The sequence below is a fragment of the Ottowia flava genome, from assembly GCF_008017535.1.
In the GTDB taxonomy this organism is placed as follows: domain Bacteria; phylum Pseudomonadota; class Gammaproteobacteria; order Burkholderiales; family Burkholderiaceae_C; genus Ottowia; species Ottowia flava.
Window position 1 is genome coordinate 109222 of record NZ_VRUA01000012.1, and the last position, 17857, is coordinate 127078.

At 67.8% G+C, this 17857-nt stretch carries 19 protein-coding genes; 12 read left to right on the forward strand and 7 right to left on the reverse strand.

The genetic code is table 11. From position 1 onward, the window contains the following. Positions 1 to 9: 9 nt before the first annotated feature. The 5 genes from clpP to FVQ98_RS13140 all read right to left on the reverse strand — a co-directional run bounded on the left by clpP (position 10) and on the right by FVQ98_RS13140 (position 5325). On the reverse strand, positions 10 to 621 hold the full coding sequence (clpP, locus tag FVQ98_RS13120) for an ATP-dependent Clp endopeptidase proteolytic subunit ClpP (RefSeq protein ID WP_147913895.1): 612 nt from the start codon (positions 619 to 621) through the stop codon (positions 10 to 12). 330 nt (positions 622 to 951) lie between these two features. Continuing rightward, on the reverse strand, positions 952 to 2265 hold the full coding sequence (gene tig, locus FVQ98_RS13125; protein WP_147913896.1) for a trigger factor: 1314 nt from the start codon (positions 2263 to 2265) through the stop codon (positions 952 to 954). Positions 2266 to 2910: 645 nt separating this feature from the next. After that, complete coding sequence (locus FVQ98_RS13130) at positions 2911 to 3492, reverse strand: superoxide dismutase (protein WP_147913897.1); 582 nt, start codon at positions 3490 to 3492, stop codon at positions 2911 to 2913. 80 nt (positions 3493 to 3572) lie between these two features. Continuing rightward, a complete protein-coding gene (xseA, locus tag FVQ98_RS13135) occupies positions 3573 to 4991 on the reverse strand; it encodes an exodeoxyribonuclease VII large subunit (RefSeq protein WP_147913898.1) in 1419 nt (472 codons plus the stop codon). Positions 4992 to 5130: 139 nt separating this feature from the next. Further along, positions 5131 to 5325 carry a hypothetical protein gene (locus FVQ98_RS13140; RefSeq protein ID WP_147913899.1) on the reverse strand — a complete coding sequence of 65 codons (195 nt, stop codon included), beginning with the start codon at positions 5323 to 5325 and terminating at the stop codon, positions 5131 to 5133. A gap of 75 nt (positions 5326 to 5400) precedes the next feature. Here FVQ98_RS13140 and FVQ98_RS13145 point away from each other — a divergent pair, with 75 nt between their 5' ends. The 8 genes from FVQ98_RS13145 to adk all read left to right on the forward strand — a co-directional run bounded on the left by FVQ98_RS13145 (position 5401) and on the right by adk (position 12292). Further along, positions 5401 to 6060: a MotA/TolQ/ExbB proton channel family protein gene (locus FVQ98_RS13145; protein ID WP_147913900.1), complete on the forward strand. Its 660-nt coding sequence runs from the start codon at positions 5401 to 5403 to the stop codon at positions 6058 to 6060. Beyond that, complete coding sequence (locus FVQ98_RS13150) at positions 6057 to 6467, forward strand: ExbD/TolR family protein (protein WP_147913901.1); 411 nt, start codon at positions 6057 to 6059, stop codon at positions 6465 to 6467. The genes FVQ98_RS13145 and FVQ98_RS13150 overlap by 4 nt, the downstream gene beginning before the upstream one ends. 438 nt (positions 6468 to 6905) lie before the next feature. Beyond that, positions 6906 to 7955: a tetraacyldisaccharide 4'-kinase gene (gene lpxK, locus FVQ98_RS13155; protein ID WP_147913902.1), complete on the forward strand. Its 1050-nt coding sequence runs from the start codon at positions 6906 to 6908 to the stop codon at positions 7953 to 7955. Between the two features lie 36 nt (positions 7956 to 7991). Continuing rightward, the gene (locus tag FVQ98_RS13160; protein WP_147913903.1) at positions 7992 to 8324 is read left to right on the forward strand and encodes a DMT family transporter; all 333 of its coding nucleotides are present in this window, start codon (positions 7992 to 7994) and stop codon (positions 8322 to 8324) included. A gap of 13 nt (positions 8325 to 8337) precedes the next feature. Next, a complete protein-coding gene (locus FVQ98_RS13165; RefSeq protein ID WP_147913904.1) occupies positions 8338 to 8547 on the forward strand; it encodes a Trm112 family protein in 210 nt (69 codons plus the stop codon). 102 nt (positions 8548 to 8649) lie between these two features. Then, positions 8650 to 10431 (forward strand): carboxylesterase/lipase family protein, encoded by a 1782-nt coding sequence (locus FVQ98_RS13170; RefSeq protein ID WP_147913905.1) that lies wholly within the window; start codon positions 8650 to 8652, stop codon positions 10429 to 10431. Positions 10432 to 10707: 276 nt separating this feature from the next. Next, the gene (gene kdsB / locus FVQ98_RS13175) at positions 10708 to 11481 is read left to right on the forward strand and encodes a 3-deoxy-manno-octulosonate cytidylyltransferase (RefSeq protein WP_147913906.1); all 774 of its coding nucleotides are present in this window, start codon (positions 10708 to 10710) and stop codon (positions 11479 to 11481) included. A gap of 154 nt (positions 11482 to 11635) precedes the next feature. Then, positions 11636 to 12292: an adenylate kinase gene (gene adk, locus FVQ98_RS13180; protein WP_147913907.1), complete on the forward strand. Its 657-nt coding sequence runs from the start codon at positions 11636 to 11638 to the stop codon at positions 12290 to 12292. A 128-nt stretch (positions 12293 to 12420) separates the two neighbouring features. On the opposite strand, the gene FVQ98_RS19695 is transcribed toward adk, so the two are convergent. Beyond that, positions 12421 to 12834: a CAP domain-containing protein gene (locus FVQ98_RS19695; protein WP_187265728.1), complete on the reverse strand. Its 414-nt coding sequence runs from the start codon at positions 12832 to 12834 to the stop codon at positions 12421 to 12423. 685 nt (positions 12835 to 13519) lie between these two features. On the opposite strand from FVQ98_RS19695, the gene lexA reads away from it, so the two are divergent. From lexA to FVQ98_RS13200, 3 genes are all read left to right on the forward strand, one after another. Next, positions 13520 to 14188 carry a transcriptional repressor LexA gene (gene lexA, locus FVQ98_RS13190; protein ID WP_147913909.1) on the forward strand — a complete coding sequence of 223 codons (669 nt, stop codon included), beginning with the start codon at positions 13520 to 13522 and terminating at the stop codon, positions 14186 to 14188. Positions 14189 to 14363: 175 nt separating this feature from the next. Continuing rightward, positions 14364 to 14744 (forward strand): hypothetical protein, encoded by a 381-nt coding sequence (locus tag FVQ98_RS13195; protein ID WP_147913910.1) that lies wholly within the window; start codon positions 14364 to 14366, stop codon positions 14742 to 14744. Between the two features lie 225 nt (positions 14745 to 14969). Beyond that, entirely contained in the window at positions 14970 to 15977 is a 1008-nt protein-coding gene (locus tag FVQ98_RS13200; protein WP_147913911.1) for a D-2-hydroxyacid dehydrogenase family protein, read from the forward strand. A 111-nt stretch (positions 15978 to 16088) separates the two neighbouring features. Here FVQ98_RS13200 and FVQ98_RS13205 read toward each other — a convergent pair whose 3' ends face one another. Then, the gene (locus tag FVQ98_RS13205; RefSeq protein WP_147913912.1) at positions 16089 to 17012 is read right to left on the reverse strand and encodes a nucleoside recognition domain-containing protein; all 924 of its coding nucleotides are present in this window, start codon (positions 17010 to 17012) and stop codon (positions 16089 to 16091) included. Between the two features lie 95 nt (positions 17013 to 17107). On the opposite strand from FVQ98_RS13205, the gene FVQ98_RS13210 reads away from it, so the two are divergent. Beyond that, positions 17108 to 17563 (forward strand): Lrp/AsnC family transcriptional regulator, encoded by a 456-nt coding sequence (locus FVQ98_RS13210; RefSeq protein ID WP_222707606.1) that lies wholly within the window; start codon positions 17108 to 17110, stop codon positions 17561 to 17563. The last annotated feature ends 294 nt before the right edge of the window (positions 17564 to 17857 follow it).

The window sequence follows — 17857 nt, forward strand, 5'->3', positions numbered from 1 at the left end:
GCGCGCCGGTCACGGCCGGTTGGCAATGACCTGGTCGACGATGCCGTAGTCCTTGGCTTCGTCGGCGGTCATGAAGTAGTCGCGCTCGGTGTCGCGCTGGACTTTTTCCAGCGGCTGACCGGTGCGCTCGGCCAGGATGCGGTTCATCTGGTCCTTGGTGCGCAGGATGTCGCGGGCGTGGATCTCGATGTCGGTCGCCTGGCCGCGCGCGCCGCCCAGCACCTGGTGGATCATGATCTTGCTGTTGGGCAGGCTGTAGCGCTTGCCCTTGGCGCCGGCGGCCAGCAGGAAGGCGCCCATGCTGGCCGCAAAGCCCAGGCACATGGTGGACACGTCGGGTTTGATGAACTGCATGGTGTCGTAGATCGACATGCCGGCCGTGACGCTGCCGCCCGGCGAGTTGATGTACAGGGAAATATCCTTGTCCGGGTTCTCGCTCTCCAGGAACAGCAGTTGGGCCACCACCAGGTTGGCGGTCTGGTCGTTCACTTCGCCCACCAGAAACACGACGCGCTCGCGCAGCAGGCGCGAATAGATGTCGTAGGAGCGTTCGCCGCGGCCGGACTGCTCGATCACCATCGGAATCAGGCCGAGGTTTTGCTGGGTGTCGTACTCGCTCATGAAAACTCCAAGTTAGGTCTGGTCAAGCAAATGGGGCCGGAACCCACCGATTCCAAGCCCCACGCATGGGGCGCGTGCCGTCACCCCCCCCGTTGCAAACGATTTCGCCCTCTGGCCCTACAACCACCTGCGCGGCCAGCTATCAAAATCGCAGTATCCGGTATTCATCACTTCAAACGAGAAGCCTGTCGCCAGCGCCTTCGCCACCTCCACCAGCAGACACCGCGGAGCGGGCTCCGCCCGGCCGCCGGTGTCGTCCCCCTGCCCGCCGCACGCCGTGCGGCGAGAGCGGGGGGAAGCCGCACCAGCGGCTCAGGGGGGTGTACCGAATTACGCCTGTTGGCCCATCAGCTCGTCAAAGGCCAGCTTCTTGTCGGTGACCTTGGCCTTGCCCAGCACGAAGTCGGCCACGTTGTTCTCGGTGGCGATGGCCTGCACTTCGGCCAGGCGGTTGGCGTCGGCGAAATAGTAGCGCACGACCTCTTCCGGGCGTTCGTAGCTGGCGGCCATGTTCTCCACCTGGGCCTTCACCTGGTCGGGCGTGGCCTGCAGTTCGTTCTTGCTGACCAGCTCGGCCACCACCAGGCCGGTGCGCACGCGGCGCTCGGCTTCGGGACGGAAGGTGTCTTCGGGGATCGGCAACTTCTCGACGTCCTTGATGCCACGCTGCTTCAGGTCGGCACGGGCGTTGTCGATCATGCGGTCGACCTCGCCCTTGACCAGAGCGTTGGGCACGTCCAGCTCGGCGGCGCCGACCAGGGCCTGCATGGCGGCCTGCTTGTTGCGCTGGGTCACGCGGAAGCTGACTTCACGCTCCAGGTTCTTGCGGATGTCGGCGCGCAGCGCGTCCACGGTGCCTTCCTTCACGCCCAGCGACTTGGCCAGCTGGTCGTTCACTTCGGGCAGGTGCGCGGCTTCGATGTTCTTCACGGTCACCAGGAAGTCGGCGGTCTTGCCCGCGACGTCAGCGCCGTGGTAGTCGGCCGGGAAGGCCAGCGGGAAGGTCTTGGATTCGCCGACCTTCATGCCGCGCACGGCGTCTTCGAATTCCTTCAGCATCTGGCCTTCGGCGATGACGAACTGGAAGTCTTCCGCCTTGCCACCTTCGAACGGCTCGCCGTCGATCTTGCCGGCAAAGTCCACGGTCACGCGGTCGCCGTCTTCGGCGGGACTGCCCTGGGCGCGCTGCGCGAAGCTGCGGCGCTGCTTGCGCAGGATGTCCAGCGTGCGCTCGATGGCCTCGTCGCCGACGTCGACCGACACCTTTTCCACCTCAGCAGCGGCCAAATCGCCCAGCTTGACTTCGGGGAACACCTCGAACACGGCGTCGAACGTCATCTGGCCTTCGGGCGCGCCCTCTTTTTCCGAGATGGACGGCTGGCCGGCCACGCGCAGCTTGGCTTCGTTGGCGGCGTTGTAGAAGGCTTCACCGACTTTGTCGTTCATCACCTCGTACTGCACCGAATAGCCGTAGCGCTGGGCCACGACACCCATCGGCACCTTGCCGGGACGAAAGCCGTCCATCTTGACGGTGCGCGACAGCTTGCGCAGGCGGGCGTCGACCTCGTTCTTGATCACGTCCAGCGGCAGGGTGAGCGTCATCTTGCGCTCGAGCTTGTCCAGGGTTTCCACGTTCACGGCCATGGTGCATTTCTCTCAAGGTTGAAGTTGCGGTGCGCGGGCCGTGCGGCGCCGGCCCTTGCTTGTTGAGCTGACGGCCGCGCGTCCTGCGCGGGAATTCGGTTCTTGCCACCCCGTTTTATGCGCGGCAAAACCCAATATTTTAACGGCTGCGGATGATCCTGCTAGATGCGCCCCATACGGCGTCGCTGGCAAAGCGCGTACCGTAGAGGCATCAGACGCCTACAGCAGGCGCCCGGCCGGCGGCCTTGCACGCTCTGACAACACACGGATTCAGCGACTTGCGTCACGGGCCTCTGGCGGTCCAGTCCAGAAGCCCCGCTGACTGAAAACCGGCCAAAGTTGCGCGCACAGCACCCCATCCGGGTGCAGCCCACGATGTTACGTACCTTCTCGACGAAAAGCGGATCGGTGGAGAGCTTGAACGTCTGCTGGCGATGCGGCTGCTGGCCGAATGCGCAACAGGTGCGTGAGACAGCTGTTTGCGACAGCCCCCATCTCCCTGGCCATGGTTCGAGAAGGCATGAGTCGAGTAGTCCCTTTAACGCTGCCCAGTGACGTGGCGCCAGTCCGCGACCGACGCGTTGGATTGCGCTGACATGAAAAAAGCCACCCGAAGGTGGCTTTTAGCAGCGTGATCGACGGCGATCAGCCGAAGTTCTTGGCCGCGAAGTCCCAGTTGGCCAGCTTGTCGAGGTAGGTCTCGACGAACTTCTGGCGCAGGTTGCGGTAGTCGATGTAGTAGGCGTGCTCCCACACGTCCACGGTGAACACGGGCGTGTCGCCGGTGGTCAGCGGGGTGCCGGCGGCGCCCATGTTGACGATGTCGACGCTGCCGTCAGCCTTCTTGACCAGCCAGGTCCAGCCTGAGCCGAAGTTGCCCACGGCGCTGGTGACGAAAGCCTTTTTGAAGTCGGCGTAGCTGCCCCACTTCTTGTTGATGGCGTCGGCCAAGGCGCCGGTGGGCTCACCGCCGCCGTTGGGCTTCATGCAATTCCAGAAGAAGGTGTGGTTCCAGATCTGGGCGGCCTGGTTGTAGATGCCGCCGCTGGACTTCTTGATCACGTCTTCGAGTTCCATGTTCTCGAACTCGGTGCCTTTTTGCAGCTCGTTGAGCTTGTCCACGTAGGCCTTGTGGTGCTTGTCGTGGTGGTATTCCAGCGTTTCCTTGCTGCAGGCCGGGGCCAGAGCATCGTGGGGATACGGCAGCGGTGGCAGAGTGCGTTCCATCGTGAGGATCCTTTTCTCGTGGTTGTTGATCGGCGAAGCGGCCATCATAGGTCGCCCCTCGTGCAATCGATTGTAGGAAGTCAGCGCGGCCGCGGTGTGACGACGCTGAGATCAACCTTGCCATCCGCAAGGGTGGCGGTCAGCGCCTGCCCGATGTGCGTGTCGGCGGCGTGCGTCACGGCTTGGCCGTCGGCGGTTTGCAGCCAGGCGTAGCCGCGCTCCAGCACGCGCTGAGGGTCCAACGCGGCCAGGCGCAGCGCGGCGAGCGCCAGGCGCTCGTGCGCGGCGGCGCCCTGGCGCGCGACGGCGTCGGGCAGGCGTTCGCCCAGGCGCGCCAGCCGCAGCTGCTCGGCCGCCAGGCGCGGCGCCAGCGGGCGCGGCAGGCGGTCCCGCAACTGAGCGAGGCGTGCACTTTCGCGCTCCAGCCGCAGTGCCAGCGCGTGGCGCAGGCGCTGGGCCTGGCGGTCTAGGCGCAGGCGTTCGGCGGCCACGGCGTCGGACGGGCGGCTGAGGCGCCCGGCCAGCCAGTCGAGGCGCTGGCTTTCGGCGTCGACGCGGCGGCGCAGGGCGCGCGCCAGTCGTTCGGCCAGCGCGTCGACGTCGGCCAGGCGCTGGGCGCGCGGCACGCTGGCCAGCTCGGCCGCGGCGGTCGGCGTGGGTGCGCGCAGGTCGGCCACGAAGTCGGCGATGGTGAAGTCGGTCTCATGCCCCACCCCGCTGATCAGCGGCACCGGGCTCACGGCGATGGTGCGGGCCAGGCGCTCGTCGTTGAAGGCCCACAGGTCCTCGATCGAGCCACCGCCGCGCACCAGCAGGATGACGTCGATGGGCGGCGCGCCGTCCGCTGCGACTTTTTGAGCCAAATCGGCCTCCAGCCCTACTCCCACCTGCGCAAGAAGATACAACTTTGATAGCGCACGGCGCAACTCTTCAGGCGCCCCCGCGCCCTGCACCGCCGCCGGCACGACGACCACCGGGATGTGCGGCACGCGCCGCGCCAGCGCCGTCAGCACGTCGTGCAGCGCCGCCGCCGCCAGCGAGGTGACCACGCCGATGGCGCGCGGCGTCTCGGGCAGCGGGCGCTTGCGTTCGGCGTGGAACAGGCCTTCGGCCTCCAGTTGGGCCTTCAGGCGCAGAAACTGCTCGAACAGCGCGCCCTGCCCGGCGCGCTGCATGGATTCGACCACCAGCTGCAAATCGCCGCGCGGCTCGTACACCGCCACGCGCCCGCGCACCTCGACCTGGTCGCCCTCGCGCGGGTTGAAGTTCAGCAGCCCCGCGGCGCGCCGGAACATGGCGCAGCGCAGCTGGCCGGCCTCGTCCTTGAGTGAAAAGTAGCAGTGCCCGCTGGCCGCGCGGGTGAAGCCCGAAATCTCGCCGCGCACCGCCACGGGATTGAAGCGCGCCTCCAGCGCGTCAGCAATGGCGCGGGTCAGCGCGCCAACCGCCCAGATACGCGGCGCACTGGCGGGCGGTTGAACGAAAAAGTCAGATTCCATGCGGTTTTCCGGCCCTTTTGGGCGTTCAGGCCGCGCCACTACTCCACAGCGGACGGCAGGCGGGGTTGCGACACCCCGCGCGGACTGGAAACGCCCAGCACTTGGTGCAACTCGTTGATTTCATTGGATTTTTTTGTGCTTAATCGTTCATCAATCTGTCAAAAACGGCGCTGCAGCGTCCTTTCAGGCCCGCGACAAGCGCTTTTTGCACAAAGTTATCCACAGAAATGGTGGGCAGCGACCTGTTGTCGGCCCCGGTGCGCATGTGATGGCCGCCCAACGCCCCGGCTGTGCGTACCGCAGAGGCAGCGGGCAGCAACAGGTGCTGGGTCATAATCGCCCGCATTCCAGATGTAAATGGCGCGGCGCCCGAGGGACCTTGAACCGCTGCGCCGGCGGAGAACCACCCTTGCTTTCGATCATACAAGCCGCTGGCTGGCCGATCTGGCCGCTGATCCTGTGTTCCATCCTGGCGCTGGCCTTCGTCATCGAGCGCTTCGTCAAGCTCAAATCCAGCCGCGTCATCACGCCCGGCCTGCTGGACGAAGCCATCGGCGTGTCGCGCGACAGCGTGCCGGGCCCCGACACCGTCAACCAGCTGGCCCAGCACTCGGCCCTGGGTGAGGTGCTAGCCTCCGGCTGGCGCGCCATCAACAACAACCCGCGCTGCACGCCCGACGAAATGCGCGCCGCCATGGAAGCGGCCGGCCGCAAGGTCGCGCACCGGCTGGAGCGCTTTCTGCCCGCGCTGGCCACCATCGCCTCGGCCGCGCCGCTGCTGGGCCTGCTCGGCACGGTGATCGGCATGATCGAGATCTTCGGCGCGCAGGCGCCCAGCGGCTCGCTGTCCGGCGGCAACCCGGCGCAGCTGGCGCACGGCATCTCGGTCGCGCTGTACAACACCGCGTTCGGCCTGATCGTGGCGATCCCGGCGCTGATCTTCTGGCGCTACTTCCGCGCGCGCGTCGACGGCTACATCCTCGAGCTGGAACTGGCGGCCGAGCATTTCGCGCGCCACCTGGACCCGCTGTGCCCCGGCGGCGAGCACGCCAAGGGAGCCAAGCGGTGAAGTTCCGCCCCCACCCGCCCGAAGAGCCGGAGATCAACCTGATCCCGTTCATCGACGTGCTGCTGGTGATCCTGATCTTCCTGATGCTGACGACCACGTACAGCAAGTTCACCGAGCTGCAGGTCACCCTGCCCACCGCCAACGCCGACGCCTCCCGCGACCGCCCCAAGGAAATCGTCGTCGCGGTGGCCGCCGACGGCCGCTACGCCGTCAACAAGCAGCCGCTGGACGTGCGCGACGTCGAATCCGTCGCCCGCGCCCTGCGCGGCGTGGCCGCCAAGGACAGCATCCTGATCATCAGCGCCGACGCCACCGCGCCGGTGCAGTCGGTGGTCACCGTGATGGACGCCGCCCGCCGCGAAGGCCTGACGCAGATCACGTTTGCGGCGCAGTCGGGAGCGAAGTAAGCCGGCGAGGGCGCGCCTTGGGCCGGCTCTGACGCCCCCGTTGACCAAGAAATCGGCCCGCAGCCCTACAGCCACCTGCGCAGGCAGCTCCTGATTCAGGAGTGAAATGGGCGTCGGACCTGGGCGCTTCACGGCCTGAGCACCTCCGCCGACGTACGCATCGCACGGGGAAGCGCCCATCGGGCCCGAGTCCTACAACCACGTGCGCTATCAGCTCCTTTTCTGATAGCGCTGCGGGCTGCGCACGCAACACCGCTGACGTTCCCACCTGGCTTCGACAGGGGTGAAGGCAGCGCCCTGGCAGCGCGCCGTGCGACCACGACGCCTCCCGCAAGCCCGCAAGCCCCCTTGCCCGCGCCCGGCCGCGTGGCACACTGCGCCCGCACCGCAGCGCCTTGCCCTGCCTGGCATCACCGCGCCGGTGCCGCGTTGCACCCTATGCCCGAAAGCCTGTCGCTCGAACACCGCCTGCGCGCCGCCTGGCAGCGCCGTGGGCCGCTGGCGTGCGTGCTGTGGCCGCTCTCGCTGCTGTACGGCGCGGTGGCGACGTGGCAGCGGCGGCGCGGGCTGGCGCGCGCGGAGCGGCTGCCGGTGCCGGTCGTGGTCGTCGGCAACGTGGTGGCCGGCGGCGCGGGCAAAACGCCGACCACGCTGGCCGTGGTGCGCCACCTGCAGGCGCGCGGCTGGCGGCCGGGCATCGTGTCGCGCGGCTACGGGCGCACCCGGTTCGACCCCGCCGCGCCGGATGCGCCGGTGCCCGTCACGCCCCAGTCAGACCCGTTCGCGGTGGGCGACGAAGCGCTGCTGCTGCGCCAGCGCGCGGGCGTGCCCGTCTTCGTTGCCCGCCAGCGCGCCGACGCCGGCCGCGCCCTGCTGGCGGCGCACCCCGACTGCGACATCCTGGTCTGCGACGACGGCCTGCAACACTGGGCGCTGGCGCACGACGTGGCCATCTGCGTGTTCGACGCGCGCGGCGTGGGCAACGGCTGGCGGCTGCCCGCCGGCCCGCTGCGCGAAGCCTGGCCCCGCCCGGTCGACCTGGTGCTGCGCACCGAACCAGGGCCGGACTTGCCCCTGCCGCCGGGCGCGGAGGCCTTCAGCGCCGCGCGCCGCCTGGCCGACCACGCCGTGCGCGCTGACGGCAGCACGGTCGCGCTGGCCGACTTGCGCGGTGCGGCCAAAACACGGGTCGCCGTGGCCGGCATCGCCCGGCCCGAGGCCTTTTTCGACATGCTGCGCGCCGCCGGATTGACCTTGCACGAGACCATCGCGCTGCCCGATCACTACGATTTCAGTAGCTGGCCGCGCAAATCTGGCGCTGGCGAGACGGTGATTTGCACCGAAAAAGACGCCGTCAAACTGTGGCACCACGCGCCGCACGCCCTGGCGGTGCCGCTGCAGCTGGAGGTGCCCACAGCGTTCTTCGACGCGCTGGATCGGCGGCTGGCAGCGCGGGGCTATCATCCCCGCACGCCGGCCGCGCCTTAGCCCTCGTTTTGGCGCCCCCCGTCGCGCCATTCGCCCATGTCCGCCTACCTCTACCTGTTGATCGCCATCGTGGCCGAAGTGGTCGGCACCAGTGCGCTCAAGGCCAGCGAAGGCTTCACGCGGCTGGGGCCGACGGCGGTCGTGGTGGTCGGCTACGGGCTGGCGTTCTGGCTGCTGTCGCTGACGCTGCGCACCATCCCTGTGGGCATCGCCTACGCCACCTGGTCGGGCCTGGGCATCGTGCTGATCGCCGCCGTGGGCTGGGTCGCCTTCGGGCAAAAGCTGGACGTGTGGGCGATGCTGGGCATGGTGCTGATCATCGCCGGCGTCCTGATCATGAACCTGCTGTCGACATCGGCAGCGCACTGACCGAAACACCGCCATGGACCCCAAACTGCTGGAACTGCTGGTCTGCCCCGTCACCAAGGGCCCGCTGGACTTTGACCGCGAGAAGCAGGAGCTGATCTCGCGCTCGGCCCGCCTGGCCTACCCGGTGCGCGACGGCATCCCGGTCATGCTGGAAGGCGAGGCGCGCACCCTGTCCGACGCCGAGCTGGAAGCGCTGCCGCCGCGCACGCCGACCGTGGGCTGACGCTCGCTGGCGCGCGCCCCGGGGCGGTGTCGCGACCACGACGCGTTGCAGGCGCGCTGCGCGTACGATGGGTGCGCACCTGCAACGAACCGGAGACAAGCCATGCCCTTTTCCCGCCCGATGCGGCGCGGCGCCCTGCTCGCCTTGGCCGCCGTCAGCGTCTTGATCACCGCCTGCGGAGGCAGCGACGATTCCATGAACCCCGAAAACACTTCCACCCGCTACGGCGCCGTGCAAGGCGTGAACGACAGCGCGCGGTCGGGCACGTATTTCTGGAAGGGCATCCCGTTTGCCCAGGCGCCGGTGGGCGCACTGCGCTGGAAGGCGCCGCGCCCGCCCGTCGCCTGGACCGGCACGCGCGACGCGCGCAGCTTTGGCGCGTCGTGCATCCAGAACCCGCGCCTGTACAGCCCGGGCAACGCCAACACCTTTGACGCCAGCGTGGGCGACAACCTGGTCACGGGCCACACGCCGGGCAGCGAAGACTGCCTGTCGCTGAACATCTGGCGCCCGGCCACGGGCGAAAAGAACCTGCCGGTGATCGTCTTCATCCACGGCGGCAGCAACATCACCGGCTACAGCGCCGACCCGATGTACGACGGCGCGGCGCTGGCCAAGAAGGCCAATGCGGTGGTGGTCACCGCCAATTACCGCCTGGGGCAGCTGGGCTTTTTCCGCCACCCGGCGCTACGCGACACCGCGGTGGACCCCACGCTCACAGCCGATGACCAGTCCGGCAACTACGCGGTGCTGGACATCGTGCAGGCGCTGCGTTTCGTGCAGGAAACGATTGGCGACTTCGGCGGTGACGCTAAGAACGTGACCCTGACCGGCCAGTCGGCCGGCGCCATCAACATCCTGGCCGTGGCCACCGCGCCGGGCCAGCGCGCGGCGGGGTTGTTCCACAAGCTGGCGCCGCTGTCCGGTGGCATCTCGGTGGCGACCAGCCCGGGCTTTCCGCAGCCGGCCAACAACCTGGCGGGCAACAACGGGTACATCCCCGCGCTGAACCCGGTGGCCACGTACGAGGCGCTGTCCAACGTGCTGCTGGCCAAGCTGCTGATCGACGATGGCACCGCCGCCGACGCCGCGGGCGCCACCGCCTGGATCCAGGGCCACAGCAGCGCCGACATCGCCGCCTACCTGCGCGGCAAGCCCGCCAGCACGGTGCTGAAAGTGGGCGTGCGCACGGTGGGCGGGCTGCCCAACAGCACCGGTTCCGGCCCGATTCCGGAAGGCACGGTGGTGGCCACCGACCCGATCGCCGCCATCCTGGCGGGCAACTACGTCAAGACGCCGCTGCTGGCGGGCATGACCCGCTCTGAGGGCAAGCTGCTGTCGACCTTCCTGCCGCTGGTGGGGCATCCGGTGGGCATCAAGCTGCCGGACGCGCAGCTGTTCCCGATCCTGTTCGACGCCGCCAAGGCCAAGGCCGCGACGTTTGGCGACATCATCAACCCGGCCTACCCGGACGGCGCCGCCTACGACCCGGCCATTGCCGCGCTGGACGCCAAGTTCTTCGTTGCGCTGCGCGACAACATGCTGAACGCCTTCATCACGCAGACGCCGGACAAGGTCTGGTCCTACCGCTTCGACTGGAAGCAGGAGGCCGCGCCCTGGAACGACGTGTATGGCGCGGCGCACGCGTTCGACCTGCCCTTCCTGCTGGGCAACTTCGGGCCGGCGCTGTACACCAACGTGATCGTCAACGACGCCAACCGCGGCGGGCGCGAGGCCTTGTCCGGCGCGATGATGGCCTCGCTGGCCGCCTTCGCGCGCACCGGCAACCCGAACGACGCGGCGCTGGGCACAAAATGGCCGACTTGGCCGAACAAGCTGGTGCTGGACGCTTCGCCCACCGCCGCGAAAATCTCGGTGGAGTAAGCACCGGGGGCGAACCGGCGCGGGGCCCGCGGGCTTGACCAGGCCTTGCCAGGCCTGCCGCCGGAGGGCGGCGCGTCGATTTCCATTCAAATCAGCCTCCAGCGCGCTCCCAGTCTGCGCAGACAGCTATCAAAACAGAAGCGATCACCGTTTGAACATCGGGTACCCTGTGCGAGCAGCGCGGCGGTCGCAGCGCCATCGGCGCCGTACCGCAGCCGCACCGGCCCTTCGACGGGCCGATACACCTCTTCCCAGCGTCCGAGCACCTCTTTGCCCATGAGCTTCACCGTCCTCATCCCCGCGCGCCTGGCCTCCACGCGCCTGCCCAACAAGCCGCTGGCCGACATCGCCGGCGAGCCGATGGTGGTGCGCGTGGCCGAACGGGCCGAGCGCTCGGCCGCGGCCCAAGTGCTGGTGGCGACGGACGCGCCCGAGATCGTCGCCGCCTGTTCGGCCCACGGCGTGCGCGCGCTGCTGACACGCGCCGACCACGCCAGCGGCAGCGACCGCCTGGCCGAGGCCTGCGAACAGCTCGGTCTGGCGGGCGACGACGTGGTGGTCAACGTGCAAGGGGACGAGCCGCTGATCGATCCGGCGCTGATCGACGCCGTCGCCGGTTTGCTGCCAAAAAAGCCTGCAGCGCAGATGGGAACTGCGGCGCACGCTATCGAAAGCATTGCAGAATTCACCAACCCGAACGTGGTGAAGGTGGTGACCGATGCGCAAGGCCTGGCGCTGACCTTCAGCCGGGCGCCCCTGCCCTGGTGGCGCGACGGCTTTGCCGGCGGCATCACCCAACTGCCCACGGCGCCCGCGCCGCTGCGCCACATCGGCATCTACAGCTACCGCGCGGCCTTCCTGCGCGCCTTCCCCGCCCTGCCGCCCGCGCCGCTGGAGCAGTGTGAGGCGCTGGAACAGCTGCGCGCGCTGTGGCACGGCCACCGCATCGCGGTCCACGTGACCGACACGGCACCGGGCCCGGGCGTCGATACCCCCGAAGATCTGGCGCGCGTGCAGCGCCTCTGGACCCAGGGTCGCAAAGGCGCCTGAACGTCAGCCAAGCGTGGGCTTTCGCGTGCTATTCTTGATCGGAAAACCCCGCGCGCGGCGCCTTCGCCGCTGCGCATGACCCCATGAAGGACTGCCCACCGCCCCGCACAGGAGGCGCGTCGCCGGGCCGGCCCCACCCCATCCGAGGAGAGAGATGAGACTGATTCTTCTGGGCGCCCCCGGCGCCGGCAAAGGCACGCAAGCGGCCTTCATCTGCCAGAAATACGGCATCCCGCAAATCTCCACCGGCGACATGCTGCGCGCCGCCGTCAAGGCCGGCACGCCGCTGGGCCTGCAGGCCAAGGGCGTGATGGAATCGGGCGGCCTGGTCAGCGACGACCTGATCATCAACCTGGTGAAAGAGCGCATCGCCCAGCCGGACTGCGCCAACGGCTTTTTGTTTGACGGCTTCCCGCGCACCCTGCCGCAGGCCGAGGCAATGAAACAGGCGGGCGTGAAGCTCGACTACGTGCTGGAAATCGACGTGCCGTTCGACGCCATCATCGAACGCATGAGCGGCCGCCGCAGCCACCCGGCGTCGGGCCGCACCTACCACGTCAAGTTCAACCCGCCCAAGACGGAAGGCCAGGACGACGTGACGGGCGAGCCGCTGGTGCAGCGCGACGACGACAAGGAAGAGACCGTGCGCAAGCGCCTGGACGTGTACAACGACCAGACCCGCCCGCTGGTCGATTACTACAGCCAGTGGGCCGCCAAGGAACCCGCTGCCGCGCCTAAGTACCGCGCCATCAGCGGCACCGGCACGGTGGAGGAGATCACGGCGCGGGCACTGGCGGCGCTGGGCGACTGACCACTGAACGACACCCCGCCTGGGCCGCGCGCATCCACGCCGCTCAAGGGTCAAAAAAGGGCACAGACCGAACGGTCTGCGCCCTTTATTTATGGGCCACCCGCGGCGGTCGGCGCCTTTTGGACCGCTCAGCGCGGCTTGCCGAAGTCCAGCGTCCAGTAATAGCCATACGTGGTGCCCCGGCGCGCGACGCAGCTGGCACCAATCTGGGTCCAGGCCGCGCTCATCATGGCGTCGCAATGGCCGCTCGTGCTGGTGCGCCACTGGTCGAAGGTGCCGCGCGCATCGGACGAGCCGGCTGCGATGTTCTCGGCCCAGGAAGAGAAGCTGTAACCGGCCGCCGCGATCCGCGCCCCGGGGTTGCTGCCGTCGCTGCCCGTGTGGCTGAAGAAGTTGTTGACCGCCATGTCGCCCGAATGGCGCGCGGCGGCGTTGGCCAGTGCCCCATTCCACGCAAAGGGCGGCGCGGCGGACAGACTTCTGCCGCTGCACAGTTGGGGTTGTGAGCGGAACTGGTTGATCAGCGCCAGCAGTTCGTTCATGTCGCCGCACAGCTGCGTATTGGCAGGCGCGGGCGCCGGTGTCGGGCTCGGTGCGGGCGTGGGTACCGGCGCAGGTGTGGGTGCAGGGGCTGGTCCGGGCGCGGGCGCAGGGCTCGGGGCAGGTGCCGGGGTCGGCGCGGGCGCAGGGGCAGGCCCCGGTGCGGGCGCTGGCGCGGGGCCAGGCGCTGGTGCAGGCCCCGGTGCGGGCGCAGGAGCTGGCCCAGGGGCCGGTGCTGGCGCGGGTCCGGGCGCCGGTGCGGGCGCAGGGCCAGGCGCTGGCGCTGGGGCAGGCGTTGGCGCTGGGGCAGGCGTTGGGCTGGGCGCCGGCGCATCGTCCGATCCGCCGCCACACGCGGTCACAGAGGCCACAGCGGCCCACAGCGTGGCGACGACCAAGCGGCGCGGCCAACGGAGATCGCTCTGGCGCGTTGCGTGCGATCGGCCTTCCGGCACGCCGTGCGGTGCTTGCATGTCCTCTTCCTCGGTGTTGTTGTCGGTCTCTGGGGCGCCATTATCGGGTCAGCCCGTCAGCGTATCCGCGCGCGATTCCAGCGCCTTCGTCGCGCGAAAGCCGCATTTGGAAGACCAGTCCCACTTGCGCTTTGCAAATAACTGGTTAAAAATACAGGCACTGGATATCAATACAGGTGTCGGGCGCCCGCGAGGCCCCCGGCCGGAGACCTCCATGACCGACAACCCCAAGCTCACCGCCCGCCAGCAACAGATCCTGCAACTGGTGCAACACGCCATCGCGCGCACCGGCGCGCCGCCCACGCGCGCCGAAATCGCGTCGCAGCTGGGCTTCAAGTCCGCCAACGCGGCCGAAGAGCACCTGCAGGCGCTGGCGCGCAAAGGCGTCATTGAGTTGGTGAGCGGCACCTCGCGCGGCATCCGCCTCAAGGGCGCAGGCCGCAGCACGGGTGCGCGGGCCGATCTGTCCAGCCTCACCCTGCCCGGCATGGCGCAACTGGCCCTGCCGCTGGTGGGCCGCGTCGCGGCGGGCTCGCCCATCCTGGCGCAGGAACATGTAGACCAGACTTACCACATCGAACCCAGCCTGTTCGTGCACCGGCCCGACTACCTGCTGCGCGTGCGCGGCATGTCCATGCGCGACGCCGGCATCATGGACGGCGACCTGCTGGCCGTGCAGTCCACCCGCGAAGCGCGCAACGGCCAGATCGTGGTGGCCCGCCTGGGAGACGACGTCACCGTCAAGCGCTTTCACCGCCAGAAGAATCAGATCGAGCTGCACGCCGAAAACCCCGACTACCCGACCATCGTCGTGCAGCCGGGCGAGCCGTTTGAAATCGAAGGCCTCGCCGTTGGCCTGATCCGCAACAGCATGCTGCTCTAGCGCAGCGTGGGCTCGCGCCGCTGCAGGTGGCGGGCGTGCAGACAAGCCGGCGGTGGCGCACAGTGTCACCGGCCCTTGTCCACACCCTACGGCGGCGCGAACTGGGCAAGGCCCCCTTGGCCTGCCCACAGCAATCTCGCCTGTGTCCAACCTCGCAATGCCTGAAAGGTTTTACATGGGTACCAACGTCATCTACTTGGGCGACCTGGCCTCGGCCTCGTCCGTTCCCGCTTTCCGCCGCGCGCGCCCGCGCGCAGCTGCGGCTGCTTGCGCCACCAGTGCCACAGGTCCGGTGTGCGCGCCCTCTCCGGCGTCCTGGGCTGCGGCAGCGCAGCGGCGTGCCGCACTGCGTCTCGCGTCGGCGCCCGCTGCCGATCCGGCGGGCGCCAGCTTGCCCCGTCAATCCGTTCTGCCTGTTGATCAGGTCACAGCGAAACCAGTGGGCGGTCGCATCGGCGCGTTGCGCTTGACCGGCCGCCTGATTGATGTGTGTGCCGAACTGGAACGGCTGGCACAGGCCGAAGCCCTAGCCGACGCCATGGCGCGCCGCGCCTGAGGCCCACGCCTTTTTGCCTTCTGGCAGCGTTACCGCGCCGGCGCCGCTCAGACCTCAGGGCGAGCCGGTTGAACTCGTCGCAGACGCCACCCTGGACCGATAGACGTCGGTCGTTGGTCTGAAGCCACCGACCCTGTCGTCTGCAAATGGCGCTTACGGCGATACGGCCAGCCTGCCTGCTCGGGCGCGGTGCCGACAGACCCGCGCCAGCGGCACAATGGCGGGATGAACATCGTGATCCTCGACGACTATCAGGACGCCGTGCGCAAGCTGGCTGCGGCATCCAAGCTCGAGTCCTACCCGGCCAAGGTCTACACCAACACCGTGAAGGGCCTGGGCCAGTTGTCGGTGCGCCTGCGCGACGCCGAGGTCCTGGTGCTGATCCGCGAGCGCACCCAGATCACGCGCCCGCTGATCGAAAAGCTGCCCAGGCTGCGCATGATCTCGCAAACCGGTCGGGTCGGCAGCCACGTCGACGTGACCGCCTGCACCGAGCGCGGCATCGCGGTGGCCGAGGGCGTCGGCTCGCCGGTGGCACCGGCCGAGCTGACCTGGGCGCTGATCATGGCCGCCGTTCGGCGGCTGCCGCAGTACGTCGGCAACCTCAAACACGGCGCCTGGCAGCAGTCGGGCATGAAAGCCGCGTCGATGCCCGCCAACTTCGGCCTGGGCACGGTGCTGCGCGGGCGCACGCTGGGCATCTGGGGTTACGGCAAGATCGGCCAGTTGGTGGCCGGCTACGGCCGCGCGTTCGGCATGCAGGTCCTGGTGTGGGGCTCGCCCGAATCCATGGCGCGCGCGCGCAGCGACGGTTACGCCACTGCGCCCACACGCAACGATTTCTTTGCTGCTGCCGATGTCCTGTCGCTGCACCTGCGTTTGACCGACAGCACGCGGCACCTGATCCGCCTGGCCGACCTGGGCCTGATGAAGCCAACGGCGCTGCTGGTCAACACCTCGCGCGCTGAACTGATCGAGCCCGACGCCCTGGTCAGCGCACTCAACCGCGGCCGGCCCGGCATGGCGGCTGTGGACGTGTTCGAAAGCGAGCCCATCCTGCAAGGCCACGCCCTGCTGCGGCTGGAAAACTGCATCTGCACGCCGCACATCGGCTACGTCGAGCAAGACAGCTACGAGATGTACTTTGGTGCCGCCTTCGACAACGTGCTGAACTACCTGCGCGGCACACCGACCAACATCGTCAACCCCGGCGCGCTGCAAGTGCGGCGCTGAGGCCAACCAAAGCCCAAACCGCTGACCCGGGCCTTCGCCACTGCGGGATAAGCGTAGTCAGCTATTGTTGTTGTAGCATCCAAGACGGCCAGTGATCCTCTATGCGGAGCATCAGGATGACCGTTCTGGTATCTGCGCCAACACCACCCCCACGATCGCGGTTGCGGCAACAGCAAACAGCAGGCGCCCTAGCAGCACCGACGTGACATCGGCACCCAGCGAGACCACGATCAGAGTGTCTTCAATCAGGCTGTGCGCGAACCCCATAAAAATGCAGGACAGCAGTACCTGACGCTTGGCGATGTGTCCCTCCCGGGCTTCCCGAATCAGTAGTCCGCCGCCATACGAAATGCCCAGAAACAAGCCCACTGCGGTCAAGTGCACGGCGTCACCACGAATGCCGGCCAGCCTCAGCAGCGGCCCCATCGCCCGTTGCAGGCCCGCCATCAACCCGGAAGCCTTCGCCAGGTCCAGCAGGCACATTAGCGTGGCGAGAATCACGAACATCATGAGCAGGGTCTCGCCCAAGCCCAGAAAAAACCCGCCCCACCCCACACTTTCCGGTGCAGGCTGCCAGCGCGGCGCCACAGGCTCAGCCAACCAGCCTGTGGTGTTGAGTAGGGCGTGCAAGCCCGCTGCATAAATCAGTCCGCCGCCCACTCGAAGTGCCGTGGTAAGCAGCAGCGGCGGCCCAGCACGACGGATGATCTGCTGCTCGATGGGTAGCGCGTGCGCGAACAGAAGCAAAGCGGAAAAGACCGTGACGTCAGCAATGCTCAGTGCCGACGGCGGCACCAACACGAACAGCACCATCGCCGCACTCCACACCCCCACCAGCCAGCCAACCAGCAAGCCCAGAGCCAACTCTGGCGGCAGGCCATACCAAGCCATCAACGGCGCCAACAACGGTGCCAGCGCGGAGACGACACCGGTGATCATCAGCACTTCGGTCACCAGCGCAACTGGAACGATGATGCGCACCAACTCCCAATAAATCCCCCACGTGGCTTTCATTCTCTGGCACAGGTAACGCATTAGTCCTCTCCTTTCGTCTGGCGATCGTAGGATTGGTGGCGCGCAAGGTGTGGTCAAATATTGCATGTTTTTCGAACAATATTGCAGCTCAAACGATGCTGGACCGAATTGACCGCAAGCTGTTGAACTTGCTCCAGAACGATGCGAGCCGCACGAACGCGGCGCTGGCGCAGGAGGTGGGGCTGTCGCCTTCGAGCTGTCTGCGCCGCGTGCAACGATTGCTGCGCGATGGATTCGTTGACCGCATCGTTGCCGTCTTGAGCCCTTCACGGCTCGGACGGGGGTTGAAAGCTGTCGTCCTGGTTGAGTTGGCCGAGCATGGTGAACAGGAGCAGCGCCGATTTCTGGAGCTGGCCGTGATCGAGCCGGCTGTGGCTCAGGCCTATGCCGTGACGGGACGCACCGACGTAGTTCTGACGCTGCGCCTGAAAGACATGGAAGAGTTCGACGCGCTTTGCAATCGGCTCTTTCGACAAAACGTAGGGGTCAAGCGCTTTTTCACGATGATGGTCATCCGTACAGCGAAAGAAGCCACGATCATCCCGCTCTAAGGGCCACGCGCACCCGAAGGCGTCCAAGGCAGTCACCCACGGCGGGGGGCAGCGCATACGCTCGGCTCTCACGCGCCACGAGGCTAACCTCAACATGCACGGCATCAGCCGCCAAATTGGCCGCCCCACGCGGCCGAAGAATGCCGCGCCTTGGGGCGCGCCCCGGAGTAGGAGGAGCCGTCGCTAGACGGCAGACCCATCTAATGTGCGGGTGCACTCGCGCCCTAGCTGTCGTTTCCCAAGAGGTTGTTCACCCGAGGTGAAGCAAGATGGAGTTCTCAAGCCAAACCAGCT

Bases quoted from the DNA above. Each gene is read 5' to 3' on its own strand.
- clpP (WP_147913895.1), bottom strand. From the start codon at position 621: ATGAGCGAGTACGACACCCAGCAAAACCTCGGCCTGATTCCGATGGTG.
- tig (WP_147913896.1), bottom strand. From the start codon at position 2,265: ATGGCCGTGAACGTGGAAACCCTGGACAAGCTCGAGCGCAAGATGACG.
- FVQ98_RS13130 (WP_147913897.1), bottom strand. From the start codon at position 3,492: ATGGAACGCACTCTGCCACCGCTGCCGTATCCCCACGATGCTCTGGCC.
- xseA (WP_147913898.1), bottom strand. From the start codon at position 4,991: ATGGAATCTGACTTTTTCGTTCAACCGCCCGCCAGTGCGCCGCGTATC.
- FVQ98_RS13140 (WP_147913899.1), bottom strand. From the start codon at position 5,325: ATGACCCAGCACCTGTTGCTGCCCGCTGCCTCTGCGGTACGCACAGCC.
- lpxK (WP_147913902.1), top strand. From the start codon at position 6,906: ATGCCCGAAAGCCTGTCGCTCGAACACCGCCTGCGCGCCGCCTGGCAG.
- FVQ98_RS13160 (WP_147913903.1), top strand. From the start codon at position 7,992: ATGTCCGCCTACCTCTACCTGTTGATCGCCATCGTGGCCGAAGTGGTC.
- FVQ98_RS13165 (WP_147913904.1), top strand. From the start codon at position 8,338: ATGGACCCCAAACTGCTGGAACTGCTGGTCTGCCCCGTCACCAAGGGC.
- FVQ98_RS13170 (WP_147913905.1), top strand. From the start codon at position 8,650: ATGCCCTTTTCCCGCCCGATGCGGCGCGGCGCCCTGCTCGCCTTGGCC.
- kdsB (WP_147913906.1), top strand. From the start codon at position 10,708: ATGAGCTTCACCGTCCTCATCCCCGCGCGCCTGGCCTCCACGCGCCTG.
- adk (WP_147913907.1), top strand. From the start codon at position 11,636: ATGAGACTGATTCTTCTGGGCGCCCCCGGCGCCGGCAAAGGCACGCAA.
- FVQ98_RS19695 (WP_187265728.1), bottom strand. From the start codon at position 12,834: ATGAACGAACTGCTGGCGCTGATCAACCAGTTCCGCTCACAACCCCAA.
- lexA (WP_147913909.1), top strand. From the start codon at position 13,520: ATGACCGACAACCCCAAGCTCACCGCCCGCCAGCAACAGATCCTGCAA.
- FVQ98_RS13195 (WP_147913910.1), top strand. From the start codon at position 14,364: ATGGGTACCAACGTCATCTACTTGGGCGACCTGGCCTCGGCCTCGTCC.
- FVQ98_RS13200 (WP_147913911.1), top strand. From the start codon at position 14,970: ATGAACATCGTGATCCTCGACGACTATCAGGACGCCGTGCGCAAGCTG.
- FVQ98_RS13205 (WP_147913912.1), bottom strand. From the start codon at position 17,012: ATGCGTTACCTGTGCCAGAGAATGAAAGCCACGTGGGGGATTTATTGG.
- FVQ98_RS13210 (WP_222707606.1), top strand. From the start codon at position 17,108: ATGCTGGACCGAATTGACCGCAAGCTGTTGAACTTGCTCCAGAACGAT.